This window comes from Chelativorans sp. AA-79 (assembly GCF_029457495.1).
Lineage (GTDB): Bacteria > Pseudomonadota > Alphaproteobacteria > Rhizobiales > Rhizobiaceae > Chelativorans.
In genome coordinates this window covers 169,806-185,458 of the sequence record NZ_CP120362.1, presented here as the reverse complement: position 1 = coordinate 185,458, position 15,653 = coordinate 169,806, and the positions used below count along the sequence as shown (strand labels likewise).

Sequence of the window (15,653 nt, the reverse complement as noted above, 5' to 3'; positions counted from 1 at the left end):
ATGAACATGGAAGCAAAGCCCTCGCAGTACGCGAAGGTGAGGGAGCTGGACGTCGCCGAAGCCGAGCCTTCGGGGGACACCGTCGAAACGACCGCCTCGCCAGGGCGGCGCGACGGAAGAGTGCGCCGCCTCGTCCGAACGGTGGTGATTCTGGCGGCGCTTGGTGTTGCAGCCTATTTCACCTATCCGTGGCTGGCGGCGCGGTGGACCCATGTCTTCCTCGACGATGCCCGAATCGCCGGCAATCTGGTCGCCGTCAGCAGCGAGGTCTCCGGCAGGATCGTGACGCTTTCTGTTATGGCGGGTGACAGAGTCGCAAGGGGCCAGGTTCTTGCGACGCTGGAGTCGGCCTCGGTCACGCAAGAGCTGAAAGGCTTGAAGGCTCAGGTATCCGGCGCCAAGTCACAGCAGAACGAGTTGCGCGCGCAGCAGGACTTGATACGAACCCAGGTCGCCGCCAAGCTCGACGCGGCCCGCGCCCAAATTGCCGCCGCGGAAGCCGCGCACGCATCTGCCGAGGCGACGCTTGAGAGCGCGCAGTCCCAGTTCGACCGTATCGCGGCTCTTGCAGGGCGAAATGTTGTGTCAATCCAGCAGCTCGAGGATGCAGAAGCCCAGCTCGCGGCCGCTACGCAACAGGAGCGTTCGACCGCGGCAGGCATTGAGACCGCCAAGGCAAATCTGCAGGTGGTCGAGGCGGAGGAGGCCCAGATCGGTGTACTTGAACGGCAGATCGCAACGCTTGACGCGCAGATCGAAGCATTGACCGCGCAGATCGAACAGAAGCGCATCGACCTGACGAAGCGCGAAATCCGAGCGGAGTTCGACGGCGTGATCGACAGCACCTTCGTTGACGCCGGTGAATTTGTCTCGCCCGGCACCAGGCTGCTTATCTATCACGATCCCGAGAACGTATGGGTCGATGCGAACGTAAAGGAGACGGATTTCCGGAATGTTCAAATCGGCGCACCCGCTCGGATCACCGTTGACGCCTATCCCGGACGGGAGTTCCACGGCGAGGTCGTGCGGCTCGGCGCGGCGGCTACAAGCCAGTTCGCGCTGCTGCCCAGCCCCAATCCGAGCGGCAACTTCACCAAGGTGACCCAACGCCTGCCGGTGCGGATTTCCATCGGAAAGCAGGACGGTCTGCTGCGTCCCGGAATGATGGTGGAAGTCAGCATCGATGTCGTCGATCGATAATCTCTTCGACCGTTATGGTCCGGCCTACCGTTGGCTGGCGACGGGAACCGTGATGATCGCCGCGATTGCGGTCGTGCTCTCGACCACGATCGTCAATGTCGCAATTCCCGGGGTCATGGGGACGTTCGGCATCAGCCAGGTCGAGGCGCAATGGATTTCGACCGGATTTCTCGCCGCGATGACGGCGACGATGCTGCTGGCCGACTGGGCCAACAGGGCCTTCGGCCAACGGCTAAGCATGATCACAGCGCTCGTCGTGTTCGCTGCGGGATCGGTCCTGGGCGGGCTTGCTCCCAACGAAACCGTGCTGACCATTGCGCGGGTGATCCAGGGGGCGGCCGCCGGAATCGTACAGCCACTTGCAATGGTTTTGCTTTTTCAGGTCTTTCCTGCGAACCAGCGCGGCGCCGCCATGGGGATTTTCGGCATTGGCGTCGTGCTCGCACCGGCGCTCGGCCCGTGGATCGGCGGAATCCTGATCGATGCGTTCAACTGGCGGTATGTCTTTTATCTCGGTCTTCCCTTTGCCGCGCTAGCCATTGTCCTGTCGAACCTTTTTCTGCCGTCGCGGGTCGAAAGAGGGCCGCGCCCGGGATTCGACTGGACCGGCATGATCCTTCTTTGCGTCTTTCTCGGTTTTCTGTTGAACGCACTGACCAACGCCCAGCGCGAGGGCTGGACCTCGGATCCGATCCTGGCGCAGTTCGCGATTGCCGCGCTTGCAGCGTCGGGGTTCGTTCTTTGGGAGATCAGGACCGAGAAGCCCATGCTCGACATGCGGCTTTTCGCGCAGTTGCCCTTCGCCTCCGCCTGCCTGGTCGGCTTCATCATGGGCGCGGGCCTCTTCGGCTCGACCTATCTGGTCCCGCTGTTCGTGCAGACGATCCAGGGGTTGACGCCGACACAGGCGGGCCTGCTGCTGATGCCCTCGGGCTTTGTTCTGGTGCTCGTGTTCCCCATCGCCGGACGCATGTCCGATCGCCTCCCATCAGGCTGGCTGATCGGCTCCGGTCTCGCGATCTTCGCCTATTCCTCCTATCTCACGTCGGACATCGACATCAACACGAGCTTTTGGACGCTCGCCTGGCTCACCGTGCTGTCGCGGGTCGGTCTGGGCCTCATTTTCCCGTCGCTGACCGCGAGCTCGCTGAAGGTGCTGCCCGCAAAGCTGGTCGCCCAGGGGTCGGGAGCGATCAATTTCATACGACAGCTCGGCGGTGCCTTCGGCGTCAACCTGCTTGCCGTCTTCCTCGAGCGACGGACCGTGATGCACGCCGACGCGTTCGCCGCGACCCAGACCAGCGACAACACCGCGACAATTTCGCTGCTGAACCAGGTTGCCGGAATGGTCAAGGCGGCCGGCATACCGGATTTCCAACAACTGCCGGCGGCGATGTCCTTTCTCGCGCAAAGCATCGCAATTCAGGCGAATACGGCCGCGTTCCGCGACGGCTTCATTGTTGTGGCGATCGTCTTTTCGATTGCGCTGTTGCCGACATGGCTGCTGTATCGCGCCGAAACGCGTCATAAACTCGACGCGCACAGCGCCCCTGTCGGCGCGACCGACTGACGATGTCGGGCACGGCGTTCTTCGGCCGGGCGGCCAGCCGCATCAACGCGGCAGCATCGAACCGTGCCTCGCGCGAATTCGGGCGCCAGTGACTTGGAAACGAACCCATGCAAACCCGACCCCATCACGCCGGCGCTTCCGAGCAGACACGGCAGGCGTTGATCCGCGCCGCACTGGAGCTATTCGGCGGCAAGGGCTTTGACGGTACCTCGACCCGCGAAATCGCCGCCAAAGCGAAAGCCAATATCGCCAGCATCACCTATCATTTCGGCGGCAAGGAAGGCCTCCGGAATGCCTGCGCGGACTTCATCGTCGAGACGATCGCAGGCGCCGCCGCACGCGCATTCCCCTCCGACGGTCGTGACCCGGTCAACGCCGCTGACCCGGACACTGCAGCCGAGGAATTGCGCGTGGCGCTGGAAACCATGGCCATTTTCTTAATGAGTCGCCCGGAAATGTCGTCGATTGTCCAGTTCATACTCCGCGAGATGGCGCATCCGACTTCCGCGCTGGACCGAATCTATACAGGCGTCGTAGAACCGGTTCACCGTCACCTGTGCCGGTTGTGGGAAGCGGCGACGGGCGAGCCCGCCGAGGAAGAGACAACACGCATCACCGTCTTCACTCTGATAGGCCAGGTGCTCTATTTTCGTATCGGTCGCGAGGTGGTGATGCGGCGGATGACCTGGAAGGCGGTCGGTCCCCGAGAGTCAGCTCTAACCGCGTCCGCCGTCATAAACAACCTCAATGCAATGTTACGGCAACATAGGGGAGCGTAGAGAAGCGTCTCTAGGCGCCGTTCAGCCTCATTTCGGTTTGACCAAAATCTCCAAAGCGGAAGCCACATGGCATACAAGGATATAATCGTCTTCATCGATGCATCATCAGCAAGCATGCACCGGCTTCGCATTGCGGCTGATCTCGCGCGGCGGAGCATGGCTCATCTGATCGGCATCTACGTCGTCCCGGACAACATCGATCATCATTCACACGATGGCTTTGCCCGTGGCCAGCGGGCTGTCCGGGAGGTACTCGAATGTCACCGTTCGTCGCAGGAACGGGCCGTTTTGCAAGCGGGGCGGCAATTTGCCGATCTGGTGGGTGATAGAGGTTTTCAGGCAGAGTTGCGGCTGGTATGGAATACAGAGAGTGACCGGAATATTCTTCTCAATTCTTTCTATGCTGATCTGGTGATCGTAGGTCAAAACAGAGCCGCGTGGGTTGCCAGAACATTGGCTTCCCGAGCATCTTCTGCTTGCGACCGGCGTTCCGATGCTGATTGTGCCGAATAGCTGGACGTCGGACAGCGTTGGCACCCGCATCCTGATTGCGTGGAATGCCAGCAAGGAAGCGCGCAGGGCCGCCACAGATGCGTCGCCGCTCCTCTCAGAGGCCGAACTCGTCAAAATACTCGTTGTCGATCCAAACAGAAATCCCGGCCGGCATGGAGAAGAACCCGGCGCCAACATCGCTCTCCATCTGGCACGCCATGGAGCCCCGGTGGACGTTGAACAACTTGAGTCCGACGGCGCATCTATCGCCGACGCCGTCGTGAATGCCGCCATTCGTCACAATGCCGACCTGATTGTCATGGGTGCTTACAGTCACGGTCGCTCCAGGCAGTTGCTCTTCGGAAGCGTGACCCGGGCGGTTCTGAAAAATACGACGGTTCCAGTGCTGATATCGCACTGAACCGGATAGCCGGAAATGTTGCGGGGCTCGCGGGCCTCCGGCAAATCGGGAGACCGATTCTTCGCGCGGCATGCCCGATAAGGTGGCCGCGGTACTTCGAGCAGACGGGCTGCTGCGCGCGAATCGCCCGCATGCGCCGTCCACCGTTCGCCGGCGGTTGTCGAGCTGGTCGACGCTGACCAGATGGCGCGGACTACGCGGAAGATTCAACGCGCCAGGCCTACGGAGCGCGCTCAAACTGGCGGTTCGCGCCAGCGCACGGCCAAGAACGCGCAAGAGCACAAAGGTGCTGACGGCCGACATCCTGACCGCCCCGCTTAAATTTAAGAGCTGTGCCGGCGACCGCCTGGGCGACGTCCGCGATCTCGCGCTGCTGCTCGCCGCCTTCGCCTCGGGCGGCCCGCCGAGATCGCGTCCGCTGCGCATCGAGCAACTGGTGGAGGAAGAACGGCTACCGGCCGATCCGAAAGATCCGGACGGGCAAAAACTGCCGTTCCTTGCCGTCCGCCTCGGCCGGACAAGGCGTGAAGTCCTAGAGTTGCTGGAAATTGAGGGCGGGGTGCATCCTTTGCTGAGGAATCAAAAACCCATGCCGGTTGGCGCCGGCACCGGAAAGGGAGGCACCCCTGACGACGAGAATACCGGCATCGATGCGCACGCGCCAATCCCTTTCCGACCTGATTGAAGGGCGTGTTTCCGCACCGGCGGGGCGCTCCGAGCTCATGAAGCTTGCGACCCGCCTGATTGTTGAGGAAGCGTTGGAGGGGGAGAGCCGAGATGCGGTCGGTCGGGACTATTAGGAACATGGCGCCGCGCCCGGCCAAGGTTACCGCAACGGGATGCGCAGCGGGCGGCTAAAGACGGCGGAAGGTTTTGTGGAATACTCGGCCAAGCAGGTGGCGGGCCGCGAGGAGCCGTTTCGTTCCGAGATCCGCGAGCATCTGGAGGGCCGCACGGAGGCTCTCGACTGCCATCGACCCATATGTCGCCGGCCCGCAGGCGCTCCCGCAGGTGAACGAGCACCGCAACTTCCCAGGCGCGCAGGTCGATGTTGATACCATCCGGGCGCACGCGCCGCCGCGACTTGCGGGTCATGAACGCGAGCGGCACCTGCGCGGGCAATTTCCGGCCGCTGTAGAGCGCACGCAGATGGTCAACTGCCGCAGAACCGGATCATCGGGACGAAACGACCGGAAAGAGAACGCACCGAACATGAGCCTGCCCAGCTTGCGCAATGATTTGTGCCGCTCAACGAGCTCGTCGAACTCGTCGCTGCGATCAGGGCGCACGACAGAATTGGCTGCCGCCATGCTGGCGATCAACCCATCCCAGCCGAGAGAGGTTGCGATAGCGGATGCGAGATCGGTGTTGCTCTCGCGGGCGGCCAGAATCGCCTCGCCGAGCTTGAAGTGATCGCGCGCCACTCCATCGAGAACGTCAGCCTTTTTCAGGCGGCGCTCCTTGCGGCTGATTTCGGCCTTGCGACGGGTGCTGCCGATCAGCTTGCAGAACATGTCGACCGCAAGGTCGGTGATCGCCGCCTGCCTCTCGGTGACGAAGGCAGTCAGCGTGGCGTACCGGCGCTCGGATGTCAGCCGTCGTATCTCGCGCGCATGCAGAATGCGGGCATCCCGGGCGACAATGCCATAGCGATTGGCATAATTGTTTTCCGCCGCTCGTCAGAAATGGCGGCCGAACGCAGAACGTCGAGGCGGGCCATCAGGCCCTTGAGGTTCTTCAGTTTTGCCCCCTCAGGCGCCTCTGCGATCCAGCCGAGGTGGCTCCGATCACCGGTCCGCTCGGCAAGAAGCTGATCGAGCGCTTCGAGAATGCGGAAGACGGCGACGGTCAGGATGACCGGGCGGATCTCGGGCAGCGAGATGTGCCAGTGCGACTGGAACCAACTCGCTCCGTCGATGCGGGCGGCCTCGTATTGTTCGTCGCCGATGCTTTCGAGCGCCGAAAGCATCAGCAGCGCGACGAAAGGCGTTCCGATCCATACTGAGGCGACGATCACCGTGGCCAGCGCAGTGCCCGGCATCGAAAGGAGGTCGAGCGAAAGGTCAACTCCAAAAACGCTGGCGCCATAGCTTAGACCGCCGGCACCCGGAACGATGAAGAGCTTCCAGACAAGACCGCTGACGGCGGGTGGGATTACCGCCGGAAGCAGGAAGGCCAAACGCATCCAGCCGGTGCCGGGCAGCTTCTCCTTGAGCACCATCGCCAACAGGAGCCAAATGCCGATCTGTAGCGCCACGGGGATGAAGATCAGCTCGACGGTAACGATGAGCGAATTGAGAAATCGGCTGTCGGAGAAAAGCTCAAGATAATTCTCCGCGCCGGCAAACCGGCTCATACCCGGCATGTGGCGAGGTCAATATAAAATAAGCTGATGCCGAAGGTGACGAGAATCGGCGCGACAGTGATGGCGACCAGTGCAAGGAACGTTGGAAGAATTAACGGCCATAGGCCATTGCTTCGTGAAGCCGCCATTCTCAAATCTCCTCCGGACTTAGAAGCCCAAATGCATGCAGTTGTGCAAATGCCAATAGCTGATAGGCTATCGAATAAGTGGATAGCCCGGTTTGCACATGAACGATGAATACGGCCGCTTCCTGGCGGTTGCCGAGCACCGCAGCATTTCGGCGGCGGCACAGGTCCTAAACCTCTCCCAGCCCGCCCTGTCGCGCACGATCTCACTTCTTGAGGAGCGCTACGGCACTCCGCTTTTCGAGCGGACCTCCCAAGGGGTGGAACTCACTGAGGCGGGCAAGACCCTGTTTCTCTACGCGAGCCGGGCTGTGCGGGCGATCCAGAGTGCGCAGGAGGAGATCGGGCATGCGCTCCGTCTGAAGCGACGGACATTGCGGATATGCTGCGGAGATAGCTGGGGCTATGGCATCCTGCCGCGAATATTGAACGATTTCGGGAGTGAAGTACCGGAAGTATCCATCCAGGTCGACCTGCTGGAGCACGACGAGCGGTTACGCGGTCTCGACACCCGAAACTACGACGTGGCTTGCGGCGTGATCTCCCCCGAAATGCTCGACAGCGGGCGCTACTGTTTCGAGCCGCTCGTGCGGGCTCCCTACGACGTTTACTGTGACAGGGATCATCCTCTGCTGAAGCAGGGGGCACCGACGGAGGCTGACCTGCTGGCCTATCCTTGGCTCAATCACAAGTTCGAGTATGACTATGATCCGAGTTCCGCCCTGCGCACTGCACGCGTCTTCGCACATCGCAGCAACGCCATGATGCACGCGATCGAGACATTGCGTGGCTCGCAGATGTTGATGTCGACGGCGAAGTCGATGGCACCGCTCTTTGCGCGTTTCGGTGTTGTTCGTCTGATGGAAGATCCCGAAAGCCCGATCTTCGTCTCGGGCATCATTCTCGCGCAAGAGAGCGGGCCGAACCAACTGCTGTCTCGGTTGGTGAATCGCGTGCGCACATTCTGCCGCGACAATCGCAAAAAATTCGAGTGAGGCTTCATTGTCAGCTCGACGGGTATCAATGTGCCTTTGAAAACGATCAGCACCGATCGGAATGCCGACACTGTTCTGACCTGTAGATCGGCCTGATGGGCTGTCCATCATGAGCGGTTCCCAGGGGTTCAATCCGACACTTCAGGAGAACCGGCGTTCTTTCTGCTTGCTGCCGGGCCTGGACCGCGCATGTAATGGCGCTCGGGATGGTACGTCGTAAACATTCCTTCCACACGCTGACGTAGTCGCTCAAAAATATCTGCGAACTGCAGCCGGATTGATGTGGTTTTATCCGTTGCGGAGGGAGATCCTTCGGGTATCTGAGGTTTCATGACTTTCCGGCACCTGACCGCATTTCTGCCGTGGATGACGCCGCCTGCTTGGGCACCGCCGCCTCACGGTCTTCCGTTTTGCGTGATGATCTGACGATCGAATATACGATGGACAGGAAGAGAATGAGATCGATCGCAAGTATGGCCACGGAGATCGGACGATCGAGGAAAATCATGAGTCCATCCTGGGAAATCAGGAGCGAGCGCCGCAGGTTGCTCTCCATGATGCCTCCCAGGATCATACCTATGATGAGGGGAGCGAGCGGATACCCGGCACGCCGCATCACGTATCCGATGCCACCGAAGACCAGCATCACCCACAGATCGAAAGTCGAATTCTGGAGCGAATAGGTGCCGAGTGTTGAAAGCAGAAGAACGGCTGGCAACAGCCAGGCCTTTGGAACCTTGAGCACCGATCCGAAGAGTGGTGCGAGAAGCGCACCCATCACGAGCAGCGTGATGTTTGCCATCAGATACGCGATGAAGATGCCGCCCGCGACATCGGGGTGGTCGCGAAAGAGATCAGGCCCTGGAAAGAAGCCGAGCAGGATCAACGCGCCCATGAGCACGGCGGTCGAGGCATCGCCGGGAATTCCCAAGGACAGCGTGGGGATGAGCGCGCCGCCACAGCAGCCATTATTGGCGGATTCGGTGGCCACGACCCCACCCTCCGCGCCCTCGCCATATTTTTCGCCGGGCCGGGCCAGTTTCTTGGCGGTTGCATAGGAGATGAAGGCACTCACATCGCCTCCAGCGCCGGGAATGGCGCCGAAGAATGTGCCGATCAGCGACGAGCGGATCAGATTGAGCTTGTGCCGGATCAAAATGCGAAGCGCGGCAAACGAAACCCGCAGGCGCTGGACCTTTGGCTTGTCGAGATAGCCGCCTGCTTCGATCTGGAAGAATATCTCTGAAAGGGCGAAGAGACCGACCACCACGGCCACCAGATGCGGCCCGCTGGAAAGTCGGAAGTCACCGAAGGTGAACCGGTAGGCGTTGGTGAACTCGTCCGTACCGATCATCGACAGGAATAGGCCCAGGCCGCCTGCGAGCAGGCCCTTCAGCGCGGATCCCTCCGACACGAGAGCGATGGTGAGCACGCCAAGGACCGCCATGGCGAAATACTCGGGCGGCGCGAAGCGCAGCGCAAACTTGGCCAGAAGCGGCGAAAGGAAAACGAGCACCAGGCCTGCGATGAGGCCGCCGAGCGCCGAGGAGCTCATCGCCAGCCCAACGGCATCCTGTGCCCGCCCCTTCTGCGCCATGGGAAAGCCGTCGAAGAGCGTGGCGGCCGCAAGCGGCGTGCCGGGTATCCTGAGCAGAACGGCTGAAATGGAGCCGCCCGCCGACCCGCCGATATAAATGGCGATGAGCATGCCCATGGCCGGAATGGGCGGCAGGTGAAACGCTAAGGGTAGAAGCAGCACGATGCCCATCAGCGGCCCAAGACCGGGTAGGACGCCGATGACGAGGCCGCCGACGATGCCCAAGGTGGTCAGTAGAACCGCCTGGAAATTAAAGAAGAGAGGCAACCCCTCCTGGAGCAGGTACAACATCGGCGAACCGTCAACTGAAGATGGAGATGTTCAGCATCCCGACGGGCAGCACGACGTTGAGAAGCCCCTCGAAGGTGTAGGAGGTGACCAGCCAGAGAACGGCGCTTCCCAGGATCGACTGCAAGATCCTCACACCGAGAGCACGCATCATGATGACCAGCAGGATCGGCGTCGCCAGATGGAATCCTACATATGGCATGAGGATGAGATAAGCGACGAAGAGAACGGAAAGGCTCAGCGCAAGCCGTGTCCCGGGTGCAGCCTCGAGCGCCGTGCGATGCTGCACACGTCCGAGCAGCAGGCGTAAGCCGTGCAGAAGCACGGCAGCACTCATCAGGACAGCGATCACACGGGGATAGAAGGCGGCGTTATCGAGCGGACCTCCGGTGGCAGCGCCCTGCTCGGCGAGAGATGTGGCTGACTGCCAAAAGATCACCACCGGAATCGAGGCGAAGAGGAGCCATGCGATCCAGTCGAATGCGTGTTCGCGAAAGCGTGACATCGCGGTCTCCGTTCAACGGTGGCTGCTCTTGTGAGCAGCCATCGTGCCGCCCCCCTACTTGACCGACTGGAGTTGCTCTTTCTCCCAGGCGATCGCATCGATGCCGGACTTCAGATCGTCCGCGACCGGGCCGACAATCTCCGCGTATCTCTCGGGTCCGTAGCCAAGCGGCACATAGCCCATATCGAGCAGCTTCTGCTGGACATCCTCGCGCGCCAGCGCCTTGCCCATCGCCTCTTGCAGTTTAGCGACGACATCCTCAGGCGTTTCCTTGCGCACGAGCCACCAGCTCCAGCCCATCGGCGCGAGCCCCTTCATGCCGAGGTCGATACCGAACCCCTGGACGAGCGGTGCGCCGTCATAGGTCTTGGATGCATCTTCAAGGTCCGAAAGAACAGCCAGCACCCTCACTTCGTCCTTGTTCGTCGTATAGACGCCCGGATTGATGACGATGAAGTCGAGCACTCCTCCCCGCAAATCCTTCACTGCATTGTCGATTTCGGGATACGGAACGACCTGCGCCACCACGTCCGAAGTCTGCATCACCTTCGCGGCGACCATATGGGGCAAGGCATCCGTAACTCCCGGTGAATAACGCAGCTTGCCAGGGTTTTCCTTGGCGTGGGCGATCAATGCGGGAAAATCGGGGAAACGGTCGTCGTCCTTGCGCACGACGATCGCAAAGCTGTTGGACGTTGCCGACCAGAGCGGCGTGAAGTCCTCATACGTCCACTCGGCTTTGCCCAGCATTGGCTGCAACACGAGCGGCGCCACGTAACCGTCGAAGATCGTGTAGCCATCTGCCGGTTTCGACAGGGCCGTCTGAAATGCCTTTGTGCCCGCTGCACCCGGCGTGGATACCACGGAGATATTCACGCCGAGTTCGGCGCCCATCGCATCGGCGATGACCTGACTGGCAGCCATGGTGGCGCCTGGCCCCCACGGATAGATGTTCTCGATGTTGCGATCGGGAAATTCAGCCCGCGCGGTGCCGGCGAACAGCAGCATCGCCGTCGCGAGGCTCAGCAGTTTCCTCATGGGTACCTCCCCTGGTTTCATCGGATTCGAGTTCGTACCACCGGTAGACTTCCGGTGGGGTGTCATGGGCGCGAAGCTCCCGTATCAGTTCACGATAAAGTCGCGCACCTGCTACTCCATCCTCGACCGGTTTCTCCTGGCGAGGATCGGTGCGAAGGTCGTAGAGCCTTGTCCCCAGATCATCGAAGCCGATGCCGTCATTGTTCGGCACACGCTTCGCCTCTTTGAGTGCGTCGATGCCGAGCACGGGAACGCCTTTGGTGAAGTCGAAGGGCGGGACAAGCCGTGCCGTCCGCAGCTCATCGACCGTGAACGGGGCGGTCATGTGCGCAGGAGCCAGCGTGTATTCAACCAGTCCCTCGCGGAATATGTCCGGCGGGTAGTGGTAGAGCACCCAGTCGCCATCGGTGACGCCGATCGGGCCTGAAAAAACGCCGAAGACGGCCGTTTCCCTGAGCGGCCTGTCCTCGGCGAGCGCTGGGAGGATGCTTCGCCCGGTGACCTCCGCAGGCACTGGCAAACCATAAAGCTCAAGAAACGTCGGCATCAGGTCCATCGTCTGGGTGAGCTGTCGCCGGCGCGTGCCGGCCTGTGCCGTGTGATCCGGATGATGGACGATCAGCGGGATATGCGAGACCTCCTCATAATAGGGCATTCGGCATTTGCCCCACCATCCGTGCTCGGAGAGCAGGAAGCCGTGATCCGTGGAAAGAACGATGCAGGTGTCCTTCCACATGTCGTGCTCGTCGAGATAGTCGATGAGCTTGCCGAAATACTCGTCGCACATGGCGACGAGTGCGGCGTAGTTGGCGCGGATTTCGGCGATTTCCTCGGGGCCGTCCACGACACGCTCATAGTGCGGCCAGTCGAGGATACGCCCTTCATAGCCCGTATCGTAAGCCGCCTTGAAACGTTCGGGCGCGTGAAAGGGCTCATGCGGATCGAAGCACTCCAACATCAAGAACCAGTCGTCCGCATGCCGATTGCGATCAAGGAAATCGAAGGCGGATGCAAAGCAGCGTGGACCAGGGAAGTCTCTCTCTTCGATGATCTGCTCACGGTTGATGGCATGCTGGAGGCGCTTGTCGCGCTTGGAAGGATCGTAGTGGCGTTCATCGAACTTCACCCTGATCCGCTCGACCGGCGGCTCAACCATCGCGATCCAGGGATCGTATTCCTGGCCACGAATGAAGTCGTAGCTGGAAAAACGCGTGTGGAAGCCATGCCCGCCATCCTCGAAATAGTGAAGGTGGTCGGAGATCAGATGCGTGTAGACGCCGTGATCCTTCAGGATCTGCGCAAAAGAGTTGTCGAAGGGTTCGAGCGGTCCCCAGGACCGATGGGTGAAATTGAGCCGACCTGCATGCATGTCGCGCCGCGCCGGCATGCATGGTAACGAGCCGACATAATGCTTGTCGAATGTGACAGCACGCGCGGCAAAACGGTCGAAATTAGGCGTCTTTACCGCTTCGCTGCCGTAGGCACCCATCGCGCTGCGGTTGAGCGAGTCGAACAGGACAAAGATCGTTCGCATGGTTCCTCCCTGCAAAACGACAATGGCGCAGGAAGCCGATAAACGATAATGAATGTTTCTACTCATTCGATTTCCAGGAGTTATCGGCTTTGCGGCTTCTGATCTCACGCCATCTCGAGAACTTTCTTGCCCTTTACGATGCGCGGAACATGCATGTGGCCGCGGAACGGAAAGGGGTAAGTCAACCCGCGCTGACGAAAAGCTTGAAGCTTTTGGAGAGCGAGCTCGGCATGGAGCTGTTTCTGCGCACGAGCCGTGGGCTTGAGCCCACGGACGCCGGGAACATCCTTTACCTGCACGCCCGCGCCATCGACCAAGAGGCGCGCTTTGCGGGGCTGGACGTCCAGGAACTGCACCAGAATCTTGGAGGTCATATCAGGATCGGTGTCGGGCAGGTCCTGGCGGTCAGCACGTTCCCGCAGGTTCTCGTTGCCTTCCACATGCAGTTTCCCAAAGTTCAGGCGACCGTCGAAACCGGTATCTCGACCCAATTGGTGGACGCTCTGGTGAACGAGAGACTGGATGTCGTCGTCGCCGCCTTGCCGGAAGTGCCATTGCCGGAGCGTTTCGCCGCGACTCCCTTGTTCAAGAGCGACATGGTGGTGATCTGCCGCCAGGGGCACCCTCTGCGCTCACGGAAGACGACGTCGCTCCGCGAGTTGTCGCGATACGGAAGGGTCGGGTTCGTCGAAGATCGGGAATTTGAAAAGAAGTCCCGACATATGCTCGGTTCGCGGGCCGAAAGGCTGCAGCCCGTTCTTCAGACAAGCTCGTTGAGCATTATGTTCGGAATCTTGGTCGCGACGGATTATTACGCCATTGTCAGCGAGATGATATTGCCGCGCGCGAGACGCGAGAGCCTCGATCAGCTCCCTGTCGAGGAGGGCTTGTGGCAGTTGGACATCGATATCATGTGCAAGTCATCCTTGATGGCGTCGCAGCCGATCAGAACCATCAGGGAAGCCCTGCTCACAAGCGCTCGCGATCACAATGCGTGACGTCCCGCACGATGGAGTCCAGATCACTCATAGATATCTGCCTGTTGCTGTACGTCGTAGGCCACGCGGAAACCCGCATTGCTGACAGCGCTGTCGGGCGAGAGCGCCATGCGTGCGGCGATGCGATAGCGGTAGCAATAGCTGGCGTGGCATAGGAACGAGCCACCTTTCAGAACCTTTTCCGAATGCATGAGCGCATGCGCATTGCATTGCCGGGCTTGCTTGGACATCGAACGCACCCGGAAAGCATCTTTCGTCCACTCCCAGGCGTTGCCGCACAAATTGTAGAATCCCAGACTATTGGGCTCGAAACTCCTCGTCGGCGCGGTGCGCTCATAGCCATCACAGACCGTATTCTCTTCAGGAAATCGGCCCTGCCAGATATTATAAAAAATGGTCGTGTCATCCGGCTCCTTGTCTCCCCAGGGGAAGCGCCGGCGCAGGCTCCCACCTCGCGCCGCATGTTCCCATTCAGCTTCGCTCGGCAAGCGCCCGCCAACCCAGGTGGCAAAAGCAATGGCGTCGTTCCATGAGACTTGTGTCACTGGATGATCCTGGCGTTCGTCGACGCAACTTCCCGGTCCTTCAGGTTGTCGCCAGCAAGCACCGTCCACCCGATGCCACCATGGCAGTTCTGCTCCGGCAGCCCGGGCCGCCTTGAGATGATCGGCGTCGCCAAAAAACACAGCCGACCAACCGAAACGCTCTGCCTCTGTGACATAGCCGGTCGCCTCGATGAATTCAGCAAACCGTCTCACGGTTACTGCTTCTGCCTCCAGTGCGAAATCGGTAAGTACTACGGCACGCTCGGGCCCTTCCCCATCCTCAGGTATTTTCGGCGCGTTCGTCCCAACAAAACTCCTGCCACCGCGAACGCGGATTATATTTGCGGACCTTCCGAAGGGAAACGAGGAAGTACTATCCCTCTGCTCTGCTGACATGGCATTTACACGCCGCTGCGGCAGGTTACAGCAGCTGCGCTTCTCATCTGCGGCAAGTGCTCTGACGGTTTCCTTCCCCTGATTGACCGGAATATTCATCCGCAACTCCATTGGGACGATCGATTGATAGAATGCCCCGACGGCTGACGGGAAGCCAAGCCTAGCTTGGCCTGAAGTGGCTACGCAAAGCGCCGATCATTGCTTGTCCCATAGCATGACGCGTTTCAATGGTGGCACTGCCGATGTGGGGCAGGGTAATGACGCGAGGGTGCTCCGCAAGAAGATCAGGCACGTGCGGTTCATTGGCAAATACATCCAGACCTGCTCCACCAATTAAGAAGTCTCCAAGAGCGGAGACCAGCGCTTGTTCCTCGACCACCGAACCCCGCGCAATATTGATCAGAATGCCGCTTCCTCCGAGCGCCCGTAGGACGCCGACGCCCACCAGGTTTTCGGTCTCTTTTGTCGCCGGACAGCTTACAGCCAGGACATGGCACCACTCTGCCATTCTTTCGAGATCATCAAAATATCGGTACGAGACCTGGGGCTTCCTGCGCCTGCCGTGATACCCGATTTCGCCGCCAAGAAGCTCCAGTCTTGCGGCTAAAGCTGCCCCGATGTGACCGAGACCGAGAATGCCGGTCTTCAGTCCGCGCATGGAGCGTGTCAGCGGAAAGCTGGTGTTCTGCCGAGCACCTTCTCGAACGAACCTATCTGCTTCGCACAGTCGCCGCACCAACCCCATTGTCAGCCAGAGTGCGAGGTCCGCAACGTCGTCCGCCAGCACGTGCGAGGTGTTGGTGAT

The 15,653-nt window shown here is 60.4% G+C and carries 14 protein-coding genes and 3 pseudogenes; 8 read left to right on the top strand and 9 right to left on the bottom strand.

The features are described 5' to 3' along the window. From PVE73_RS26835 to PVE73_RS26810, 6 genes and pseudogenes are all read left to right on the top strand, one after another. The gene (locus PVE73_RS26835; RefSeq protein WP_277367654.1) at positions 1-1,200 is read left to right on the top strand and encodes an HlyD family secretion protein; all 1,200 of its coding nucleotides are present in this window, start codon (positions 1-3) and stop codon (positions 1,198-1,200) included. Further along, positions 1,184-2,770 (top strand): DHA2 family efflux MFS transporter permease subunit, encoded by a 1,587-nt coding sequence (locus PVE73_RS26830; protein ID WP_277367653.1) that lies wholly within the window; start codon positions 1,184-1,186, stop codon positions 2,768-2,770. Before PVE73_RS26835 ends, PVE73_RS26830 begins: the two co-directional genes overlap by 17 nt. A 107-nt stretch (positions 2,771-2,877) precedes the next feature. Beyond that, the gene (locus tag PVE73_RS26825) at positions 2,878-3,549 is read left to right on the top strand and encodes a CerR family C-terminal domain-containing protein (protein WP_277367652.1); all 672 of its coding nucleotides are present in this window, start codon (positions 2,878-2,880) and stop codon (positions 3,547-3,549) included. 66 nt (positions 3,550-3,615) lie between these two features. Next, complete coding sequence (locus PVE73_RS26820) at positions 3,616-4,062, top strand: universal stress protein (RefSeq protein WP_277367651.1); 447 nt, start codon at positions 3,616-3,618, stop codon at positions 4,060-4,062. Continuing rightward, positions 4,043-4,462 carry a universal stress protein gene (locus PVE73_RS26815; protein ID WP_277367650.1) on the top strand — a complete coding sequence of 140 codons (420 nt, stop codon included), beginning with the start codon at positions 4,043-4,045 and terminating at the stop codon, positions 4,460-4,462. The genes PVE73_RS26820 and PVE73_RS26815 overlap by 20 nt, the downstream gene beginning before the upstream one ends. A gap of 37 nt (positions 4,463-4,499) precedes the next feature. After that, positions 4,500-4,985 (top strand): annotated as a pseudogene (locus PVE73_RS26810) (integrase); the annotation flags it as partial. Positions 4,986-5,425: 440 nt separating this feature from the next. Here PVE73_RS26810 and PVE73_RS28295 read toward each other — a convergent pair. From PVE73_RS28295 to PVE73_RS26795, 3 genes and pseudogenes are all read right to left on the bottom strand, one after another. Then, positions 5,426-6,287 (bottom strand): annotated as a pseudogene (locus tag PVE73_RS28295) (Tn3 family transposase); the annotation flags it as partial. A gap of 42 nt (positions 6,288-6,329) precedes the next feature. Next, positions 6,330-6,647 (bottom strand): annotated as a pseudogene (locus PVE73_RS28290) (sugar ABC transporter permease); the annotation flags it as partial. A gap of 167 nt (positions 6,648-6,814) precedes the next feature. Beyond that, entirely contained in the window at positions 6,815-6,955 is a 141-nt protein-coding gene (locus tag PVE73_RS26795) for a hypothetical protein (RefSeq protein WP_277367647.1), read from the bottom strand. Between the two features lie 98 nt (positions 6,956-7,053). On the opposite strand from PVE73_RS26795, the gene PVE73_RS26790 reads away from it, so the two are divergent. After that, positions 7,054-7,947: a LysR family transcriptional regulator gene (locus PVE73_RS26790; RefSeq protein ID WP_277367646.1), complete on the top strand. Its 894-nt coding sequence runs from the start codon at positions 7,054-7,056 to the stop codon at positions 7,945-7,947. A gap of 328 nt (positions 7,948-8,275) precedes the next feature. Here PVE73_RS26790 and PVE73_RS26785 read toward each other — a convergent pair whose 3' ends face one another. Genes PVE73_RS26785 through PVE73_RS26770 form a run of 4 tightly spaced genes read right to left on the bottom strand, consistent with a single transcriptional unit; the run spans position 8,276 to position 12,909 of the window. Continuing rightward, positions 8,276-9,835, bottom strand: coding sequence for a tripartite tricarboxylate transporter permease (locus tag PVE73_RS26785; RefSeq protein WP_277367645.1), 1,560 nt, complete (start codon positions 9,833-9,835; stop codon positions 8,276-8,278). A gap of 10 nt (positions 9,836-9,845) precedes the next feature. Beyond that, positions 9,846-10,337 carry a tripartite tricarboxylate transporter TctB family protein gene (locus PVE73_RS26780; RefSeq protein ID WP_277367644.1) on the bottom strand — a complete coding sequence of 164 codons (492 nt, stop codon included), beginning with the start codon at positions 10,335-10,337 and terminating at the stop codon, positions 9,846-9,848. A gap of 54 nt (positions 10,338-10,391) precedes the next feature. Further along, a complete protein-coding gene (locus PVE73_RS26775) occupies positions 10,392-11,375 on the bottom strand; it encodes a tripartite tricarboxylate transporter substrate binding protein (RefSeq protein ID WP_277367643.1) in 984 nt (327 codons plus the stop codon). Further along, positions 11,314-12,909, bottom strand: a complete 1,596-nt coding sequence (locus PVE73_RS26770) for a sulfatase (RefSeq protein ID WP_277367642.1) — start codon at positions 12,907-12,909, stop codon at positions 11,314-11,316. The genes PVE73_RS26775 and PVE73_RS26770 overlap by 62 nt, the downstream gene beginning before the upstream one ends. Positions 12,910-12,998: 89 nt before the next feature. On the opposite strand from PVE73_RS26770, the gene PVE73_RS26765 reads away from it, so the two are divergent. After that, a complete protein-coding gene (locus tag PVE73_RS26765) occupies positions 12,999-13,907 on the top strand; it encodes a LysR family transcriptional regulator (protein WP_277367641.1) in 909 nt (302 codons plus the stop codon). 23 nt (positions 13,908-13,930) lie between these two features. On the opposite strand, the gene PVE73_RS26760 is transcribed toward PVE73_RS26765, so the two are convergent. Then, positions 13,931-14,947, bottom strand: coding sequence for a formylglycine-generating enzyme family protein (locus PVE73_RS26760; RefSeq protein WP_277367640.1), 1,017 nt, complete (start codon positions 14,945-14,947; stop codon positions 13,931-13,933). Positions 14,948-15,008: 61 nt separating this feature from the next. Further along, positions 15,009-15,653: an NAD(P)-dependent oxidoreductase gene (locus tag PVE73_RS26755; protein WP_277367776.1), complete on the bottom strand. Its 645-nt coding sequence runs from the start codon at positions 15,651-15,653 to the stop codon at positions 15,009-15,011.